The sequence below is a fragment of the Nocardia sp. CY41 genome, assembly GCF_009829325.1.
In the GTDB taxonomy this organism is placed as follows: domain Bacteria; phylum Actinomycetota; class Actinomycetes; order Mycobacteriales; family Mycobacteriaceae; genus Nocardia.
The window spans coordinates 52,713-68,958 of record NZ_VUOS01000025.1; the positions used below are offsets into that span (position 1 = coordinate 52,713).

At 70.7% G+C, this 16,246-nt stretch carries 17 protein-coding genes; 8 read left to right on the forward strand and 9 right to left on the reverse strand.

Annotated features, from left to right (window positions below):
* Nucleotides 1-84: 84 nt before the first annotated feature.
* Nucleotides 85-1,872 (reverse strand): DEAD/DEAH box helicase, encoded by a 1,788-nt coding sequence (locus tag GVY64_RS26910; RefSeq protein WP_159847155.1) that lies wholly within the window; start codon nt 1,870-1,872, stop codon nt 85-87.
* A 62-nt stretch (nt 1,873-1,934) separates the two neighbouring features.
* Between GVY64_RS26910 and GVY64_RS26915 the strand changes: the two genes are divergently transcribed.
* Together GVY64_RS26915 and GVY64_RS26920 are read left to right on the forward strand one after the other, a co-directional pair.
* Nucleotides 1,935-2,789, forward strand: a complete 855-nt coding sequence (locus GVY64_RS26915; protein WP_159847158.1) for a carbon-nitrogen hydrolase family protein — start codon at nt 1,935-1,937, stop codon at nt 2,787-2,789.
* A 12-nt stretch (nt 2,790-2,801) separates the two neighbouring features.
* Nucleotides 2,802-3,425, forward strand: coding sequence for a phosphoribosyltransferase (locus tag GVY64_RS26920; RefSeq protein WP_159847161.1), 624 nt, complete (start codon nt 2,802-2,804; stop codon nt 3,423-3,425).
* Nucleotides 3,426-3,431: 6 nt separating this feature from the next.
* Here GVY64_RS26920 and GVY64_RS26925 read toward each other — a convergent pair whose 3' ends face one another.
* The 5 genes from GVY64_RS26925 to GVY64_RS26945 form a co-directional block, all read right to left on the reverse strand.
* Nucleotides 3,432-3,956 (reverse strand): gamma carbonic anhydrase family protein, encoded by a 525-nt coding sequence (locus tag GVY64_RS26925; protein ID WP_159847164.1) that lies wholly within the window; start codon nt 3,954-3,956, stop codon nt 3,432-3,434.
* A 101-nt stretch (nt 3,957-4,057) separates the two neighbouring features.
* The gene (locus tag GVY64_RS26930; RefSeq protein WP_159847167.1) at nt 4,058-4,861 is read right to left on the reverse strand and encodes an ESX secretion-associated protein EspG; all 804 of its coding nucleotides are present in this window, start codon (nt 4,859-4,861) and stop codon (nt 4,058-4,060) included.
* On the reverse strand, nt 4,858-6,162 hold the full coding sequence (locus tag GVY64_RS26935; RefSeq protein ID WP_159847170.1) for a PPE domain-containing protein: 1,305 nt from the start codon (nt 6,160-6,162) through the stop codon (nt 4,858-4,860). Before GVY64_RS26935 ends, GVY64_RS26930 begins: the two co-directional genes overlap by 4 nt.
* Entirely contained in the window at nt 6,155-6,589 is a 435-nt protein-coding gene (locus GVY64_RS26940) for a hypothetical protein (protein WP_159847173.1), read from the reverse strand. Before GVY64_RS26940 ends, GVY64_RS26935 begins: the two co-directional genes overlap by 8 nt.
* A 34-nt stretch (nt 6,590-6,623) precedes the next feature.
* Complete coding sequence (locus GVY64_RS26945; protein WP_159847176.1) at nt 6,624-7,340, reverse strand: alpha/beta hydrolase; 717 nt, start codon at nt 7,338-7,340, stop codon at nt 6,624-6,626.
* 108 nt (nt 7,341-7,448) lie between these two features.
* Between GVY64_RS26945 and GVY64_RS26950 the strand changes: the two genes are divergently transcribed.
* A complete protein-coding gene (locus GVY64_RS26950; protein WP_159847179.1) occupies nt 7,449-8,360 on the forward strand; it encodes an SMP-30/gluconolactonase/LRE family protein in 912 nt (303 codons plus the stop codon).
* 308 nt (nt 8,361-8,668) lie between these two features.
* On the opposite strand, the gene GVY64_RS26955 is transcribed toward GVY64_RS26950, so the two are convergent.
* Nucleotides 8,669-9,640 carry a helix-turn-helix transcriptional regulator gene (locus tag GVY64_RS26955; protein WP_159847182.1) on the reverse strand — a complete coding sequence of 324 codons (972 nt, stop codon included), beginning with the start codon at nt 9,638-9,640 and terminating at the stop codon, nt 8,669-8,671.
* Nucleotides 9,641-9,736: 96 nt separating this feature from the next.
* Between GVY64_RS26955 and GVY64_RS26960 the strand changes: the two genes are divergently transcribed.
* Entirely contained in the window at nt 9,737-10,873 is a 1,137-nt protein-coding gene (locus GVY64_RS26960; protein WP_159847185.1) for an epoxide hydrolase family protein, read from the forward strand.
* Nucleotides 10,874-11,041: 168 nt separating this feature from the next.
* Here GVY64_RS26960 and GVY64_RS26965 read toward each other — a convergent pair whose 3' ends face one another.
* Nucleotides 11,042-11,749: a hypothetical protein gene (locus GVY64_RS26965; RefSeq protein ID WP_159847188.1), complete on the reverse strand. Its 708-nt coding sequence runs from the start codon at nt 11,747-11,749 to the stop codon at nt 11,042-11,044.
* A gap of 204 nt (nt 11,750-11,953) precedes the next feature.
* Between GVY64_RS26965 and GVY64_RS26970 the strand changes: the two genes are divergently transcribed.
* A complete protein-coding gene (locus GVY64_RS26970; protein ID WP_159847191.1) occupies nt 11,954-13,126 on the forward strand; it encodes an acyl-CoA dehydrogenase family protein in 1,173 nt (390 codons plus the stop codon).
* A 9-nt stretch (nt 13,127-13,135) separates the two neighbouring features.
* Nucleotides 13,136-14,260 (forward strand): acyl-CoA dehydrogenase family protein, encoded by a 1,125-nt coding sequence (locus GVY64_RS26975; RefSeq protein WP_159847194.1) that lies wholly within the window; start codon nt 13,136-13,138, stop codon nt 14,258-14,260.
* A 39-nt stretch (nt 14,261-14,299) separates the two neighbouring features.
* Here GVY64_RS26975 and GVY64_RS26980 read toward each other — a convergent pair whose 3' ends face one another.
* Entirely contained in the window at nt 14,300-14,731 is a 432-nt protein-coding gene (locus GVY64_RS26980) for a hypothetical protein (RefSeq protein WP_159847197.1), read from the reverse strand.
* A gap of 348 nt (nt 14,732-15,079) precedes the next feature.
* Here GVY64_RS26980 and GVY64_RS26985 point away from each other — a divergent pair, with 348 nt between their 5' ends.
* Both GVY64_RS26985 and GVY64_RS26990 read left to right on the forward strand, forming a co-directional pair.
* Nucleotides 15,080-15,298, forward strand: coding sequence for a hypothetical protein (locus GVY64_RS26985; RefSeq protein WP_159847200.1), 219 nt, complete (start codon nt 15,080-15,082; stop codon nt 15,296-15,298).
* A 90-nt stretch (nt 15,299-15,388) separates the two neighbouring features.
* Nucleotides 15,389-16,219 carry a GNAT family N-acetyltransferase gene (locus GVY64_RS26990; RefSeq protein ID WP_159847203.1) on the forward strand — a complete coding sequence of 277 codons (831 nt, stop codon included), beginning with the start codon at nt 15,389-15,391 and terminating at the stop codon, nt 16,217-16,219.
* Nucleotides 16,220-16,246: the final 27 nt, after the last annotated feature.

The following is a 16,246-nucleotide window of genomic DNA, read 5'->3' on the forward strand; positions in this document are numbered from 1 at the left end:
ACACCCGCTGCCGGCGTGCGCCGAATTACACACGGACCGCAACACTGTAGCTAGCGCGCCTGACCTCGGCATACCCTCCCCGGCTCAGGACCGTGGCTTACGGCGCTCCGGCCGCTTGCCGCCTTCGCGCTCCCGGCGATGGCCGCGGCTGAACGTGCGAGTCTGCGGCGGGCCCTGATCCAGTTGCAACTGGATGAGCACACCACTGATCCGGGTGCGCCGCAACGCCTCCAGCGTCTCCTCCGGCAGCTGGGCCGGCAGTTCCACCAGGCTGTGGTCGGGACGGATGCTGATGTGCCCGAAGTCGCTGCGGCGCAAGCCGCCTTCGTTGGCGATCGCGCCGACGATCGCGCCGGGCACCACGCGGTGCCGCTTGCCCACGCTGATCCGGTAGGTCGCCAGCTCGGTTCCGGTGGCGCGGTGGTGGGAACCGCCGACCGGCTCGTCGAAGCGCCGGGCAGGCCGCTCGCGCGGGGTACGGTCGCGCTGCGGGCGCTCCACCGGCTCCGGTTCGGGCTCCATGAAGAAGTTGTCGCCGTCGTAGGAGCCCACCGCCAGCGCAGCGGCGATGTCGGCCAGCGGGATGTTGTGCTCGCGCTCGTAGTCCTCGATCAGCTTGCGGAACAGCGGCAGGTTCGCCGAGGTGAGGTTCTCGGTGATGGCGTCGCCGAACTTCGTCACGCGCTGGGCGTTGACGTCCTCCACGCTGGGCAACTGCATCTCGGTCAGCGGGTGGCGGGTGGCCCGCTCGATCGACTTGAGCAGATGCCGCTCGCGCGGCGCGACGAACAGCAGCGCCTCGCCGCTGCGTCCGGCCCGGCCGGTGCGGCCGATGCGGTGCACGTAGGACTCGGTGTCGTGCGGGATGTCGTAGTTGACCACGTGCGAGATGCGGTCCACGTCCAGCCCTCGGGCGGCCACGTCGGTGGCGACCAGGATGTCCAAGGCACCGGACTTGAGCTGTCCGATGGTGCGTTCGCGCTGATTCTGCGCGATGTCGCCGTTGATCGCGGCGGCGGAGAAACCCCTGGCGCGCAGCTTCTCGGCGAGCTCCTCGGTGGCCTGCTTGGTGCGGACGAAGATGATCATCGCCTCGAACGACTCCACCTCCAGCACCCGGGTGAGCGCGTCCAGCTTGCGCTGATGCGAGACCAGCACCCAGCGCTGGGAGATGTTGGTGGCCGTCGAGGTCTTGGCCTTGACCGTGATCTCCACCGGATCGTGCAGGTACTGCTTGGAGATCTTGCGGATCGCGGCGGGCATGGTGGCGGAGAACAGCGCCACCTGCTTGTCCGACGGAGTATCGGCGAGGATGCGCTCGACGTCCTCCTGGAAGCCCATCTTGAGCATCTCGTCGGCCTCGTCGAGCACCAGGTACTGCAGCTGCGACAGGTCGAGCGTGCCCTTCTCCAGGTGATCGATCACCCGGCCCGGAGTGCCGACCACGACGTGCGCGCCGCGGCGCAGGCCCGACAGCTGCACGCCATAGCTCTGCCCGCCGTAGATCGGCAGCACATGCAGGCCCGGGATGTGCGCGGCGTAGCGGCCGAACGCCTCGGCGACCTGGATCGCGAGCTCTCGGGTCGGGGCGAGCACGAGGGCGCGCGGAGTGCGGCCGGTGGCTTCGAGCCCCATCAGGATCGGAATGGCGAACGCGGCGGTCTTGCCGGTGCCGGTCTGCGCGAGGCCGACGACGTCGGCGCCGGAGAGCAACGGGGGAATCGTCGCGGCCTGGATAGGCGACGGCGATTCGTAACCGACATCGGCGATGGCCGCCAGAATGCGGTCATCGATGCCCAGATCGGCGAAAGACGGGCCGTCGGTGTCCCTGTCGTCGTCGCCAGAAACGCTGTCGACCTGATTGGTGCTCATTGACCAGGAGTTTACTGCCTCGTACTGGTCGTCCCGGCCACCGCCCCAATACGGTGAGACCTATGCAACTGGACAACTCGCCCGCGCATCGGGATGCGACGCCGGATCGGCTGGACGTGGCGGTCGTCCAGTTCGCCCCCTCGACCGACCCCGCGGCGAACCTCGCGACGGTGCGCGAGCACGTCCGCACGGCCCGCGAGCGCGGCGCGCGGGTGGTCGTCGCACCGGAATACTCGATGTTCGCCGTGACCCGGCTCGACGAGCGGGTCGTCGCCGTCGCCGAGCCGCTGACCGGCCCATTCGTCACCGGCCTCGGGGCGATCGCGCGCGAGTTCGGCGTGTTCCTGGTCGCCGGAACGGTGGAGCAGGTCGCTCCCGGCGGCGACCGCATCCGCAACACCCTGGTCGTGCTCGGTCCCGACGGGGCCCTCGTCACGCGCTATCGGAAGGTCCACCTCTACGACGCCTTCGGCCACCTCGAATCCGACGTGGTCGAGCCGGGTGTGATCGAAGCCCCCGCGACCTTCGCGGTCGGCGATGTGACATTCGGCATGCAGACCTGTTTCGATCTGCGCTTCCCGGAAGGTGTGCGCCGGGTCGCCGCGGCAGGCGCGCACGTGCTGCTGCTGCCCGCCCAGTGGATCCCCGGCCCGGCCAAAGTCGACCAGTGGACCACGCTGGTGCGGGCGCGCGCCATCGAGAACACCGTCTACGTCGCCGCCGCCGATCAGGCCGCTCCCCGGGGCGCGGGCGCGTCGATGATCGTGGATCCGGCAGGCGCGGTGCTCGCCGACCTCGGCGACGAGCCGGGTGTGCTGACCGCCGGAATCGACCTGGCCTACCTGAGCAAGGTGCGCACCGCCAACCCGAGTCTCGCGTTACGTCGATTCTCGATCACCGAGCGCGGACCGGAGTAGCGTTCGGAATCGATGGTCTACACCGATCGGACCACGGCCGGTCACGCGCTGGGTGCGCATCTGGAACACCTACGCGCGGCGAACCCGCTGGTGCTCGGACTGCCGCGCGGTGGAGTGCCGGTCGCCGCCGCGGTGCGCGAGGTGATCGGCGGTGACCTCGACATCCTCCTGGTCCGCAAACTGGGCGTGCCCTGGCAGCCGGAACTGGCGCTGGGCGCCGTCGGCGAGGACGGGGTTCGGGTGCTGAATCCGGATGTACTGGCGCACACCGGATTGACGCCGAAGAAGGTCGACTCGATCGAGGCACGCGAGCGCGCCGAGCTGGAGCGGCGCAGGCAGGTGTTGCGCGGTTCGGCGCGGCCGATTCCGCTGGAAGGGCGCACCGTGGTGATCGTGGACGACGGCATGGCGACCGGCGCCACGGTCGTGGTGGCCTGCCGGGTCGCGCGTCTGCACCGGCCCGCGCGCGTCGTCGTCGCCGTCCCGGTCTCCTCCACGGAGGCGATGCGCCGGGTCGCCGACGAGGCCGACGAGGCGGTCTGCCCGTGGGTGCCGCGCTCGCTCGGCGGCGTAGGCGGCGCGTACCGGGACTTCCACCAGTTGGAGGACGCCGAGGTGACCGCGCTGCTGTGCTGACCGCGCTCAGATCTCGGTGATGCCCTTGCGGTGGCGCTGGGCCAGCTCGGCGTAGAAGCCCGGGTTGAGCTGCACCCACATCTGCGCCTGGGTGCCCTCGATCGGCCTTTTCACCTCGGCGGGAGAGCCGGCGGCGAGCACGCCGTCGGGAATCTCGGCCCCGGGCGGCACCAGCGAGTGGGCGGCGATCATGCTGCCCGCACCGATCTCGGCCAGGTCCAGCACCGTGGTCCCGTTGCCGACGATGGCCTCGGCGCCGACCGCCGCGCCGTGGAAGACCACGCTGTGCGCGATCGTCGCGCCGGGTCCGATCTCCATCGGCACGTCCGGTGGCACGTGCAGCACCGCGTTGTCCTGGATGTTGGCGCGTTCGCGGATGACGATCGGCGCGAGGTCCGTGCGTAGCACCGCGCCGTACCAGATCGAGGCGCCCGCCTCGACCCGGACGTCACCGATCAGGGTCGCGGTCGGCGCGACGAACGCTGTCGGATCGACCTGCGGCCGTTTGCCTTCGAATTCGTAAAGTGGCACTCGTACACCGTAAACGGTGGTGTCGGGTCGTCGCCGGAGCGGCGTCGGGAACCGCCGAGCGGCTCGGCGCCGGTCTGGACCCGCAACGGGCGGCCGAGTGTTCAGCGCCCGGCGTAGGCGGTGGACGTGCGCGCGGCCGCGGTGACGAGCGGGCGGAGGTGGGCGGCGAAACGTTCCGCGGTCACCGCGACGATGTCGACATCCGCACCCGTACGCACCGCGTACCGGCCGTCGGCGGCCACGTCGATCCAGCACAGCACGCCGAACGGGCGTAGTTCACCCGCGCCGCGACGGGCGGAGACGACCATCTGCCCGATGCCTTCGCGCGGTTGCCGGAGCAGCTTGCGGATCCGGGATGGCGTGGACGGCCCGGCGACGGGAACGGTGACCAGGTTGCGGCTGTCCTCGCCGACTTGGGTCAGGGGAGCGGTCAGCCGCGGGACGGCGCCGGGAGTGTTCTCCGGAAGCATGGAAACGATACGCGCGCACAAGCTTTTGGAGCTGCCCGCGAACAATCGCACCTCGCCGCCGCGGTCGGGCGTCGCGCCGGGGCGTTGCGCCGCGACCACCGCGATGTTCCCGGCGGCGGCTCCGAGGATGCGCACCGGCCGCGCCGCGGGTTCCGGCCCGGTCTCGGTCATCGGTCGCGCTCCGCCGTCCTCGCGCGCAACGTCCCGCTGACCGAACACCTCGACGCGCAGGTCCGGCTGGGCGAGAACGCGCAGCGCCGCCTCCAGATCCGCGTCCAGGACCTGATCGCACCAGCGTTCGAGCGCCGGAAGCTGCGCGGCGCGTTCGCCGATGTCGCGGGCCGACAAGCGCACGGCGAGTGGGTAGGGGATGCGATCACCGTCGGTGCGTGACCAGGCCAGCGCGAACTGGTCCGGGGTCAGCGTCCAGTTCACTCGTACTCGGACCATTCCCCGAGCACGGGCGGCGTGGTCGGATCGAGCGATCCGATGAGTTCGCCGCCGTCGTCGGAGGGCTCGAGGAAGGTGGGCAGGTCGTCGAGGTCGAACTCGTCGTCCTCGTCGTCGATCGGCGCCAGGCGTGCGGTCGCCGCGTTCGCGGCCACGCTCGAACCCGCGCGCGGAGTGTCCATCGCGGCCACCGCACCGCCCATCAGGCCGCCCATCGCGCCCGCGCCGAGACCGGTGACAGCCGCGTCACCGCTGTCGTCGTTCTTGCGCCGCTCGTCCCGCTTGCGCTGCTCCTCGGGCGGAACCTGGGGTCCCGCGCCCGGCACGGCAGGCGCCGTCATCGGCTCGCTCGTCGCCGCGGGTGCGGTCGTCGGCCCCGGCGCGCCCGGGGTGGACGCGGTACGGAGGACGGACGCGGCCGCCGTCGCCGGAAGCGCCGCCGCGGCGGCGGGCGCGACACGAGACGCGGTCGGCGCTGGTGCCTCGCCCGCGGTCACGGCACTGGTCGGTGCGGCAGCGGCCGCGGCGGATGTGGACGGAGCCTCCACGGTGGGTTCCGGATCGGCCTGCGGAACAGCGCCCCGCTGCTGCACCGGGTGGCTCGGCTCCGGCGAGGTTGTCCCGAACGATATGGGCTGCGCGGCAGGCGAGGGCTGGGCACCTCCGATGATCTTGCTCGACGGTGCGGCGCCGGGCGCCGCGGCGGTCGGCTGATCCGTCTCGTCGGGGAACGCGGGCACGTCGGTCCCGGTCTGCACGAACACACCGGCGTAGATGTCGTTCATCGCGCGCACGACGTCCTGGCGTGCGTGCTCACTCGCCTTCTGCCCCTCGACATTGCTGGTCGCCTGGGCCGGATCCAGCAGTGCTCCCGCCAGATCCGGTGCCTCGGCGGAAGGCTCGGTCACCGCGGCCCGCAACGCTTCCGCCGCGTCGCTCGCCCGCCCGAGGCGCTGCGAGACCACCGCGAACACGTCGGCCAGGTCCTGGCCGCCCTGTTCGAACACGCGCACCACCGCGTCCGCGCTCTTGGCCGCGGAGCCGCGCCAGCCGTCGGCGATGGCCGCGCGAATCTCGGTGTGCGCCTGGAAGACCGCGTCGGCGAGGTGCGCCGCAGCGGCGCTCCACGCCTGCTGGCCGCCCGCGAGCACGGCCGGATCCAGCAGCTGCACCTTGGCGTGGATCTCACTGTGGGTGAGGTTGTCGAACACTTCGACGTTCGGCGCGTAAGCGGGATCGGTGCGCCGGTGGGTGGCCCGCTCGCCGGCGCGCGGCATCTCACGCATGCGCGGCTCCCGTCACGTCGATCCGCTCCACTGCCAGCGCGAGGGCCTGGTCGGCCTGCTGGTAGGTGGCGGCCGCGGCGCGGAAGGTCTGGGCGAGTTCCCGTGCGGCGGCGGAATAGTCGCGCAATCGCGTGATCGCGCCGTCGGCCTTGCGCTCGAAACCGGCGCGCAGCGCGTCGCCGGAGGCGAATCCGCCGAAGCCGGGCAGGGCGGTGGCGGCGCTCAGTACGCGGATCTGCTCGTCGACCCGATCGGCGAGCAATTCGTACTGGCGCGCGCAGCGTTCGTGCGCGCCGTCGGCGACCAGCAGGCTGTCGATCCACAGCGAGCCGTCGTCGACCGCCCGGTTCAGCGCGGCGATATCGATACCGGGTGCGGTGACTTCCGCGCGTGGCTCTCCGCCGAACTCGTTCTCCTGCGATGGCATCTGCGCCGTCCCCCTTCCTCGTCCGAAGAGCGGTTCACGGATGTCGTGCCAACCCCACGACGACACCCTGCGTCCAATCCGCGATGTCGGCAGTGACCCGCGCGTGCACCGGCTCGTGCAACAGGTCGTGCCCTGCGTCGATGTACTCCCGTAAATCTACCGATTCGTGGCGGCTAGTCCAGACCCTGACGGCATCGATCGGCGCTCGCCGATCGTCCACGCCGTGCACCGCGAGGATCGGAAGTTCGCGTGGCAGTGGCGTTCCCGGCGCGCCGGGCGCGCCGCCGCCGAGCGCGCGTTTCGGGACGCCCGACAGCACCAGGCCCGCGAGCGCGTGGTCGGGCAGGGCCGGTCGCAGCGGGATGTCTCGTTCCGCGGTCGCCGGATGCGGTGTCCGGCCGGTCGTTTCCGGCACCGCCGCGCCGAGCATGCCCAGCGCGGTCACCGCGCCCAGCGAGTGACCGAGCAGGATCAGCGGCCGGTCGCCGTGCGCCAGTTCGACGAGCCGCACGGCGTCTGCCACCAGCTCGGCCAGCGTGCCGGGCCGTTCCGGATCGCCCTCGCTCAAGCCGTGCCCGAAGGTGTCCAACGCCCACACCTGCGCCCCGGCGGGTCCCAAGGCGCGCGCGAATCGGTGGTAGTGCCCGCTGTGCTGCCCGATTCCGGGCAGCAGAACGAGGGTGTAGCGCGGATTCTCGATCGGCCACCGCCGATAATGCATCCGGCCGCGCGCGCCGTCGAAAAAAGGCATTCACCGATAGTGCCAAAGATCCCGTCATGGATGGGACCGCACGATTGCGCGCCGAAAACGGCTAAGATCCGCGGCGACTCACCCCTACCCGAGCCCGAGGTGCCCGCGTTGAGAATCCTCCGCCGTCCAGGCGCCTTCCTGGTGTCCGCAGCGGCGCTCACCTGCACCGCAGTACTCGCGCCGGTCGCCAAGGCCGCGCCGCCGGTCGCCGCCTGTGACCCCGCGGCGGCGGTCACGGCCGTCGCGGCGCCGGTACCGGTGCTCGACTGGGCGGAGAATCTGGGCTACGACGCTCAGGGCAATCTGTGGGTCTCGCGGCTCTACCGCAACGAGGTCCAGCGCTACGACGCCGCGGGCACGCTGACCGCGACTGTCCCGGTGGAGTTCCCTGGCGCGGTCCGGCTCGGTCCCGACGGGTTGCTGTACGTCGTCTACGGCGACGCGCCGGTCAGCGTCGTCCGGCCCGGTGGCGTGATCCGGTTCGATCCGGCGGCGGCCGTGCCGACACCGGAGGTCTACGTCTCCGGGTTCACGATGCCCAACGGCGCGGCGTTCGACCGGGACGGAAACCTGTACGTCGCGACCTTGTCCGGCGTGGTCAAGGTCCGCCCCGACGCCTCCGTCGACGCCGCCTGGGGCGCACCGCTGGCCGGACTGGCCGCCAACGGCGCGGTCGTGCACGACGGCGCGCTGTACATCACCGCTAACGGAGGCCCGCTCGGCCGGATCGTCCGTATCCCACTCGACGACCCCGCGGCCCGCGCCACCGTCGCTGATGTGGCCGGGCGACTGCCCGGCCTGCCGGATTTCGCCGACGATCTGCTCGTCGACCCGAGCGGCATCCTGTACGTCACCACCCTCACCGGCCAGCTGGTCCGGGTCGATCCCACCACCGGCGCAGGCTGCGCCGTTCTCGCGGGCCAGCCGCTCACCGCGGTGGCCGCCGCACCCGGCCGCCCGGACGAATTGATCGCGAGCACGGAGTCCGGCGCTCTCCTCCGGATCCGCCTGGCCCGCTGAGTCGGAGGGACGGGTGCGCACGTGCGGCCCGGCGCCGACTCGAAGTCGGGGATCGCGTGGCGTCGGCTACGACTTCGCACTAAGCATCACCGTCGCCGACCGGGCCGACGGCTCCGTCGCTCGCACCGCTGTGCCGATGAGCGGTGGCGGCCGCGCGCACACCCTCGCCTTCGCTGCGGCAGAAGGCCGGGTCCGCGGCGGCAGTTCGTCTGGCGGTGTGTGCGGATGCCAGGACTCCCCGGTCGGCTCCGGCCTCGCACAGCTGTAGCTCTCCCCGCGGGCGACAGTGACGACTCGGATCGCTCGAGTCATGTGCGCTGCGGGACGATCGCGCGCTCGGCGCGGTCGGCGATGGCGCGCAGGTGCACGATGAGTTCCGGTGGCTCATGAACCTCGAAGTCGGCTCCCAGCCCGAGCAGCCGGTGGGCCAGCCACTCCGGTGCGTCGTCGCGAACGGTATCGATCCGGCAGGTGTGCGCGTCGATCGGGACGATCTCGCCCGGGCCGTCACCCAGCCGTCCCGCGACTCGGTCGGCAGAAGCGTGGATGGTCAGGCGGAGCCGGAACGCCGGTGTCCCCCAGTCGGTGCGGCGGCCCGTGACATACGCGGCGGGATCGGCGGCGGGTAGCGGGCGCGGTGTGAAGCGAGCGGCGGTGGGCTGCGGACGGTCGATCCGGTCGACGCGGTAGACCCGCCAGCCTGCCCGGTCGAGGTCGTAGCCGACCAGGTACCAGCGCCGCCGGGCGGGCACGAGTCCCACCGGCTCGGCATTGCGCCTCGTCTCGGCGCCTGCCCCGTCGCGGTAGGCGAATCGCACCCGTTCCCGGTTGGCCACGGTGGCCGCGAGCGTGGCGAGCACCTCGGGGTCGGCAGCGGGCCCGGCGCCGGTGGGCGGAGTCAGCGCGGCGGCGAAGACCCGAACTCTGCGCCGCAATTTCGCGGGCAGCACCTGCTCCACTTTGGCCAGCGCCCGGACCGACGCCTCCTCGATCCCGGCCACCGCGGACCCGGCGGCGGCGCGCAACCCGACCGCGATGGCGACGGCCTCGTCGTCCTCCACCAGCAACGGCGGCATCGCCGCGCCCGCCGCCAGTCGGTAACCGCCCGCCGCGCCGAGCGTCGCGGCCACCGGATAGCCGAGCTCGCGCAGCCGATCGATATCGCGGCGCACCGTGCGGTCGGTGACGCCGAGGCGTTCGGCCAATTCGCTGCCCGGCCATTCGCGCGGCGTCTGCAGCAGCGACAGCAGACGAAGGAGCCGGGCGGGAGTGTCGTTCATGTCTCGAGGATGCCGGAAATCTAGGACCTGTTCGGTCCTAGATGCCGCTTAGCGTCGTCGGCGTACCGCAGGACCGACCGGCGAGGAGCCGACCACATGACCGACATCCGACCCTTCCGCATCGAGATTCCGCAAACCGAGGTGACCGACCTGCGCGACCGGCTCGCCCGCACCCGCTGGGCCGCCCAGCTGCCCGGTGTGGGCTGGGATCGGGGCGTGCCGGTCGACTACCTGCGCGAGCTGGCCGAGTACTGGCGCACCGGGTTCGACTGGCGCGCACAGGAAGCGGCGCTGAACGAGTTCCCGCAGTTCAAGACGCGCGTCGACGGGCTCGATGTGCATTTTGTGCACGTGCGCTCGCCGGAGCCGGACGCGACGCCGCTGATCCTCACCCACGGCTGGCCGAACTCGTTCGCCGAGTTCGCCCAGACCATCGGATTGCTGGCCGATCCGCGTGCGCACGGTCTCGACCCGGCGCAAGCCTTCCACGTCGTGGTCCCCTCGGTCCCGGGTTTCGCCTTCTCCGAGGGACCGCGCGAGCCCGGCATGACACCAGCGAAAGTGGCCCGGATGTGGCTGAGCCTGATGGATCGCCTCGGCTACCGGCGTTTCGGGGCGCAGGGCGGCGATCTCGGCGCGTATGTCGCGCCCGAACTGGCCATCGCTGCGCCGGACCGAGTGATCGGCGTGCACCTCGACGGCGGGATCGGCATGCCGACCGAGGCGGACGTGCCCACCATGACACCCGAGGAACGCGCCGAGTGGGACGGCATGCAGCAATGGATGACCGGAGGTGTGAACCACCACGTCCTGCTGCACGCCGCACCGCAGACCTTCGCCCATGCCTGGACCGATTCACCGGTGGGCCTGCTCGCCTGGCTGATGCAGAAGTTCACCGAATTCGCCCCGCTCGCCGACCGCGTCGAAGATGTGATCAGCCGCGATCAACTGCTGACCAACGTCAGCCTGTACTGGTTCACCGGCACCTCGGCCTCCTCGTCCTGGCCGATGTACAACGGCCTCGGCGATAACGGATTCGCCTGGCCGAAAGGACAGAAACTGGTGCCGACCGGCACCTACGGCGGCGGATCCGCGTTGATGCGCAAGCTCGCCGAACGCGACAACACCATCGTGCACTGGCCGGAGGGCAACACCGGCAACCACTTCATCGCGATGGAACGCCCGCAGGCGCATGTCGCCGACATCCGCGCCTTCTTCGCCGCCCTGCGGTAGGAGGCGCCGAGGAGGATGCGCCGTCGAACGGGGAGATGTCGCCAGGTGGCTGCGCGGCCGTGCGGGTCGATCAGTGCGGCCCGATGCGACCGCATCCAGGTGGCAGGGCGGGTGCGCCGCTTCCGCGCAGGGCCGGGGAAAACGCCGGTCCAGCGGTGAACCGGCTCCCTACGGGATGGATTCGCCGCCGGAGCCGCTCGGCGCGGGCTGCGCCGGAGACGCTGGGGCAGGCGCGGGCGCCGGGGGCGGAGCCGGGGCATCGGGGACGGTGAACAACCCGACTGTGGGTGTCATCACACAGTGGGCGAAGGGGTAGTCGATGATGCCCCACATCGAGGCGAGCACCGTGCCCGGTCCGCTCCTGACCGTCTTCGACAGCGTCGGGAGGCGGTACTCGGTCACGTCGTCGAGGGGATCGATGCCGCTGGCGCCGGTGTTCACGTTCACCCAGGCGACGACGAGCCCGGATGCCAGGGGAGCGCCGGAGTGCGACGGGGTCGCGCTGAACCGCAGCTCGCCGGGGCCGACGTTCAGATCCCGGCCTGCGCCCGTCCCGTCGGTCGTGGCGGCCGCGATGATCGTGGTGATCGGCCCATTGCTGCCGCAGCCGAACGTGGGCGCGGCATAGGAGAACGGGGTGAACACGCTGGACACCTCGCGCAGGCGGGCGGCGCCGATCAAGTCGGCGTAGCGCCTGAGCGCGCCGACGCCCTCCTGTGCGGACGGATCGGATCCGGCGATGTCGGAGAGATGGTCCAGGCCGGAGTCCACCGGCGCCTGGGGCCCGGCGGTGGCGGGCGCGGAGAAGGTGAGAACCGCGCCGATGGCGAGAGATGCCGCGGCCGCCGCGGCGCGTGCGATGGTCCTGCCGTTCACTCGTTCTCCTCGATGCCGAACCCTGTGGGCCCCCGACCCACCTGCAGCAACGTACCAGCTCCCGGCCGCTGCCGTCCCGGGGAGCGGCGCCTGGGGCGGGGTCGTGACCGGCGTGGGTGTCCCTCCGTTGTGATCCAGTCGACAATGGGGGATTACCGGGAGGTAGGTTTGACTCGGACGTACGAGACACGCAGGGAGATGCGTATGAAACTATCCTTGTCACCCGACGACGTCGCCTTCCGCGACGAGCTGCGCAAGTTCTATCGGACCGAGATCCCGGCCGATATACGCGAGCGCGTACGGGACGGCCGTGAGCTGTCACGCGACGACATCGTCACCACGCACAAAATCCTCAACGACCACGGCCTCGCGGTGCCCAACTGGCCCGTGGAGTGGGGCGGCAAGGATTGGACGCCGATGCAGCGCCACCTCTGGCAGGACGAGATGCAGCTGGCCTCGGTGCCCGAGCCGCTGACGTTCAACGCCCAGATGGTCGGCCCGGTGATCGCCCACTTCGGCTCGCAGGAGCTGAAGGAGCGGTTCCTGCCGCCCACCGCGGCGCTGGACATCTGGTGGTGCCAGGGCTTCTCCGAGCCGGACGCCGGCTCCGACCTGGCCTCGCTGCGCACCACCGCGGTCCGCGACGGCGATTCCTACATTGTCAACGGCCAGAAGATCTGGACCACGCTGGCCCAGTACGCGGACTGGATCTTCTGCCTGGTGCGCACCGACCCCAGCGCGCCGAAGAAGCAGGCGGGCATCTCCTTCCTGCTGTTCGACGTGAAATCGCCTGGTGTCACCATTCGCCCGATCAAGCTGATCGACGGCGGGCACGAGGTGAACGAGGTCTTCTTCGAAAATGTCCGGGTGCCCGCCGACCAGCTGGTCGGCGAGGAGAACATGGGCTGGACCTACGCGAAGTTCCTGCTCGGCAACGAGCGCACCGGCATCACCGGCGTCGGTCGCACCAAGGTCAAGATCGGCGTGGCCAAGCAGTACGCGGCGAAGACCAAGTCGGGCAACGGCACGCTGCTGGAGGACCCGGTGTTCGCGGCGCGGGTCGCCGAACTGGAGAACGAGCTGCTCGCGCTGGAACTCACCCAGCTGCGGGTGGTGTCCAACTCCTCGGACGGCAAGCCGAATCCGGCGTCGTCGGTGCTGAAGCTGCGCGGTTCGGAACTCCAGCAGGCGGCCACCGAGCTGCTGCTGGACATCGCGGGACCGGACGCCATCCCGGTGGGTGCGGACGACATCGCCTCGCCCGGCTGGGCGCAGCGCAGCGGCCCTTCCTACCTGAACTACCGCAAGACAACCATCTACGGAGGCTCCAGCGAGGTGCAGCGCACCATCATCGCCTCCACGATCCTCGGATTGTGAGGCGACATTATGGATTTCGATCTCACCGATGAACAGGTCATGCTCCGCGACACGGTCCGTGACCTGCTCGCCCGCACCTACGACGCGGAATCGCGGCTCAAGGTCATCGACTCCGAACTCGGCTGGAGCCGCGACGTGTGGCGCCAGCTCGCCGAATTGGGCGTGCTGGGCCTGAGTTTCACCGAGGAGGACGGTGGCGTCGGCGCCGGTCCCGTGGAGACGATGGTCGTGCTCGAGGAGGTGGGCCGCAGGCTCGCTCCGGAACCGATCCTGGACGCGGTGCTGGTGCCCGGCGGGCTGATCGCCGCGGCGGGCAGTGCCGAACAGCGGCAGCGGATCCTGCCCGAGGTCGCCTCGGGCGCCAAGCTGCTCGCGTTCGCCCATGCCGAGCCTGGGGTGCGCTGGCCGTCGAACGACCTGGCGACCACCGCCGCGGCCCAGGGTGATTCGTACACGCTCACCGGCGTGAAGAACCCCGTTCCGCACGGGGACAGCGCCGACGAGCTCGTGGTGAGCGCCACGCTGCCGGATGGCGGTGTGGGGCTGTTCCTGGTCGCGTCCGACGCGACTGGCGTGGTTCGCAAGTCCTACCGCACGGTGGACGGTCAGCGCGGCGCGCAGCTGGAACTGACCGACGCGCCCGCCGAGCGGCTCGGCGCGGCGGACGCGGCCGAGGCGATCGCGTCCGTGCTCACGCACGCGCAGGCGAGCCTGTGCGCGGAGTCGGTCGGCGCGATGGAAGAGGCGTTGCGGCTGACCGCCGATTACCTCAAGCAGCGCAAGCAGTTCGGCGTCACGCTGTCGAAGTTCCAGACGCTCACGCAGCGGGCGGCCGAGATGTACGTCTCGCTGGAGCTGGCGCGCAGCATGAGCCTGTACGCCACGGCGTCGCTGGCGGACGGGGCCGACGATCCGGTGATCGCCTCGCGCGCCCGGTTGCAGGTCGGTCGCGCGGCCCGGCACATCGGGCAGGAGGCGATCCAGATGCACGGCGGCATCGGCGTCACCGCGGAGTACCCGGTGAGCCACTACGTGGCCAGGCTGACCGCGATCGAGCACACCCTCGGCAGCGGACTCGAGCATCTGCGGGTGCTCAGCGACCGGGTCGGCGACTACGAGCTGCCCGAGCTGTAAGGAGTGCCGCGGTGGTGCGCGCTTGCGCACCACCGCGTCTCACTCGTCCGCGCCCTCCGGGGAGGTCCGCAGTTGCGTGGGCGCCTCGTCCGCCGATTCGCCGGTGGGCGTCCGCGCGGTGGGCGGCCTGGGGTCCTCGGGTGGCGCGGCCTGCGAGGTGTTCTCGTGCGGGTTGCCCGGGGACGGCTCGGCGGTGGTGCTGCTCATGAAGCCCGCGAACGGGGTCGGGTGCCGCTGGTCGGCCGGTGCGATCCGCCAGCTGGGGGACGGTGGAATGGCGACCCTGGGGGCGGACGATCCGGTAGTGCTTTCGTGGACCACGGGTTCGGCGTACTCGCCTGCCTTCAGCGGCGGCGGCGGCACGTAGGTGTCCTGCTTGCCGACGCCGCAGGCGCCGATCAGGACGAGTCCGATGGAAACCGCTCCCGCGGCGATCGCCGGACCGGCGATCTTGGCCCTGCTGCTTTCCAACGGTGACGCTCCTCGTGTGTATCGAGTGGACTCACCTTACTCGAGGCCGGTCGGTCCGGCGAGGCGAGTGGTCGCTGGGGATACGCCGGGCGGCGCATATAAAACAGTTCTGATTCAGATATCGAATTGGTCTCTTCGGCGTGTCGTGGGCACGTGTCGCTATCTTCCGGCGTCCCGGGGTCGTAGCGTGTGTGAGCAAAGTTACGCGTGAGACGCCGGTTCAAGGATGAGAGACACGTTGTGTGAGAACGTGATAGTGGTTCTCTGACCGGCGTCATCGAGGAGTAGATGATGGGAGCTTACTCGACAGCGTCGCGGCGTGGTTCATCCCGCGCCGCGGAAGATGCGGTGTCGGCAACGGCACAGCATCCCGCGTCGAACCAGCAGGGCGTGTTCACGATCGTGTCGCGGACGTTCGCCTGGCTGTTCTTCATCGGCGGACTCGTCGGGGCGGTGCTCGGCATCGCCGGCCTGCACGTCGAGATCACGGTCGCCGGACTCATTCTCGCCTGCACCGCGGGGCTGGTCCTGCTCAAACTCCGCGCGGGTGGCGGCGAACCCGACTGATCCGAAACCGGCCGGTCGCCCGGTGACCGGACCGGCATCGGCCGCGAGAAACGAAGGCGCGCAATACTTCAGGCGCCTACCGTGATTTCCATGAGGATCGAGATCACCACCGACGCCGCCGAGTTCCGCTCGGTCGCGGGGTCGTTCCTGCTCCGCGATCCGCTGCGGCACACCGTGCTCACCACGAGCGTCGCCAACCACCTCACGGGCATGGATGCCCCGGCCGAGGCCTCGCGATTCCTGTCGGTCCACGGCGAGGACGCCGCGGTGGTCGGCGCCGCCATGCGGGTGGCCGGTCGCGACGTGTATCTCGGCGCGCTACCGCCCGACGACATCCCCGCGGTGGCTCGCGCGCTGGCCGACGTCGTCCCCGCCAGCGCGGGCGTCGAGGGCGTCGTCGAGGACGCGACCGCTTTCGCCCGGCACTGGTGCGCACTGCTGGGGAAGAGTTTTCACCAGTCGTACATCACCAGGTTGCACCGGCTGGGCGCGCTGCGGATCCCAGAGGTGGCCGGAGCGCCGCGCCCGGCCCGGGACTCCGACGTCGCGCTGTGCCTGGACTGGCTGGCGGCCATGCGGGAAGAGTCCGGCATGGTGTCCGGACTGGACGAAGCCGCGATCCGCCGCCGGGTGCAGGCGGGCCGCTGGTGGCTGTGGGAACGCGACGGGGAACCGGTCAGCCTTGCCGCGCATCAGATCCCGATCCAGGGCTGGTCCCGGATCGGACCGGTCTACACCCCGCCGGAGGCGCGCGGGCACGGTTACGCCTCCGCGGTGACCGCGCACGTCGCGAAGCTGCTGCGCGACCAGAGCCTCGAGGTCTGCCTGTTCGCCGACACCGCCAACACCACGGCCAACCGGATCTATCGGACGATCGGCTTCCACCCGACGCACGAGTTCGCGCACTACGTCTTCGAATAACCGGCCAGGAGTGCGCGAGGCGGCGGT

Excerpts from the sequence above, each read along its gene's own strand:
- GVY64_RS26910 (WP_159847155.1), bottom strand. The coding sequence starts at position 1,872 with ATGAGCACCAATCAGGTCGACAGCGTTTCTGGCGACGACGACAGGGAC.
- GVY64_RS26915 (WP_159847158.1), top strand. The coding sequence starts at position 1,935 with ATGCAACTGGACAACTCGCCCGCGCATCGGGATGCGACGCCGGATCGG.
- GVY64_RS26920 (WP_159847161.1), top strand. The coding sequence starts at position 2,802 with ATGGTCTACACCGATCGGACCACGGCCGGTCACGCGCTGGGTGCGCAT.
- GVY64_RS26935 (WP_159847170.1), bottom strand. The coding sequence starts at position 6,162 with ATGCGTGAGATGCCGCGCGCCGGCGAGCGGGCCACCCACCGGCGCACC.
- GVY64_RS26940 (WP_159847173.1), bottom strand. The coding sequence starts at position 6,589 with ATGCCATCGCAGGAGAACGAGTTCGGCGGAGAGCCACGCGCGGAAGTC.
- GVY64_RS26945 (WP_159847176.1), bottom strand. The coding sequence starts at position 7,340 with ATGCCTTTTTTCGACGGCGCGCGCGGCCGGATGCATTATCGGCGGTGG.
- GVY64_RS26955 (WP_159847182.1), bottom strand. The coding sequence starts at position 9,640 with ATGAACGACACTCCCGCCCGGCTCCTTCGTCTGCTGTCGCTGCTGCAG.
- GVY64_RS26960 (WP_159847185.1), top strand. The coding sequence starts at position 9,737 with ATGACCGACATCCGACCCTTCCGCATCGAGATTCCGCAAACCGAGGTG.
- GVY64_RS26970 (WP_159847191.1), top strand. The coding sequence starts at position 11,954 with ATGAAACTATCCTTGTCACCCGACGACGTCGCCTTCCGCGACGAGCTG.
- GVY64_RS26975 (WP_159847194.1), top strand. The coding sequence starts at position 13,136 with ATGGATTTCGATCTCACCGATGAACAGGTCATGCTCCGCGACACGGTC.
- GVY64_RS26990 (WP_159847203.1), top strand. The coding sequence starts at position 15,389 with ATGAGGATCGAGATCACCACCGACGCCGCCGAGTTCCGCTCGGTCGCG.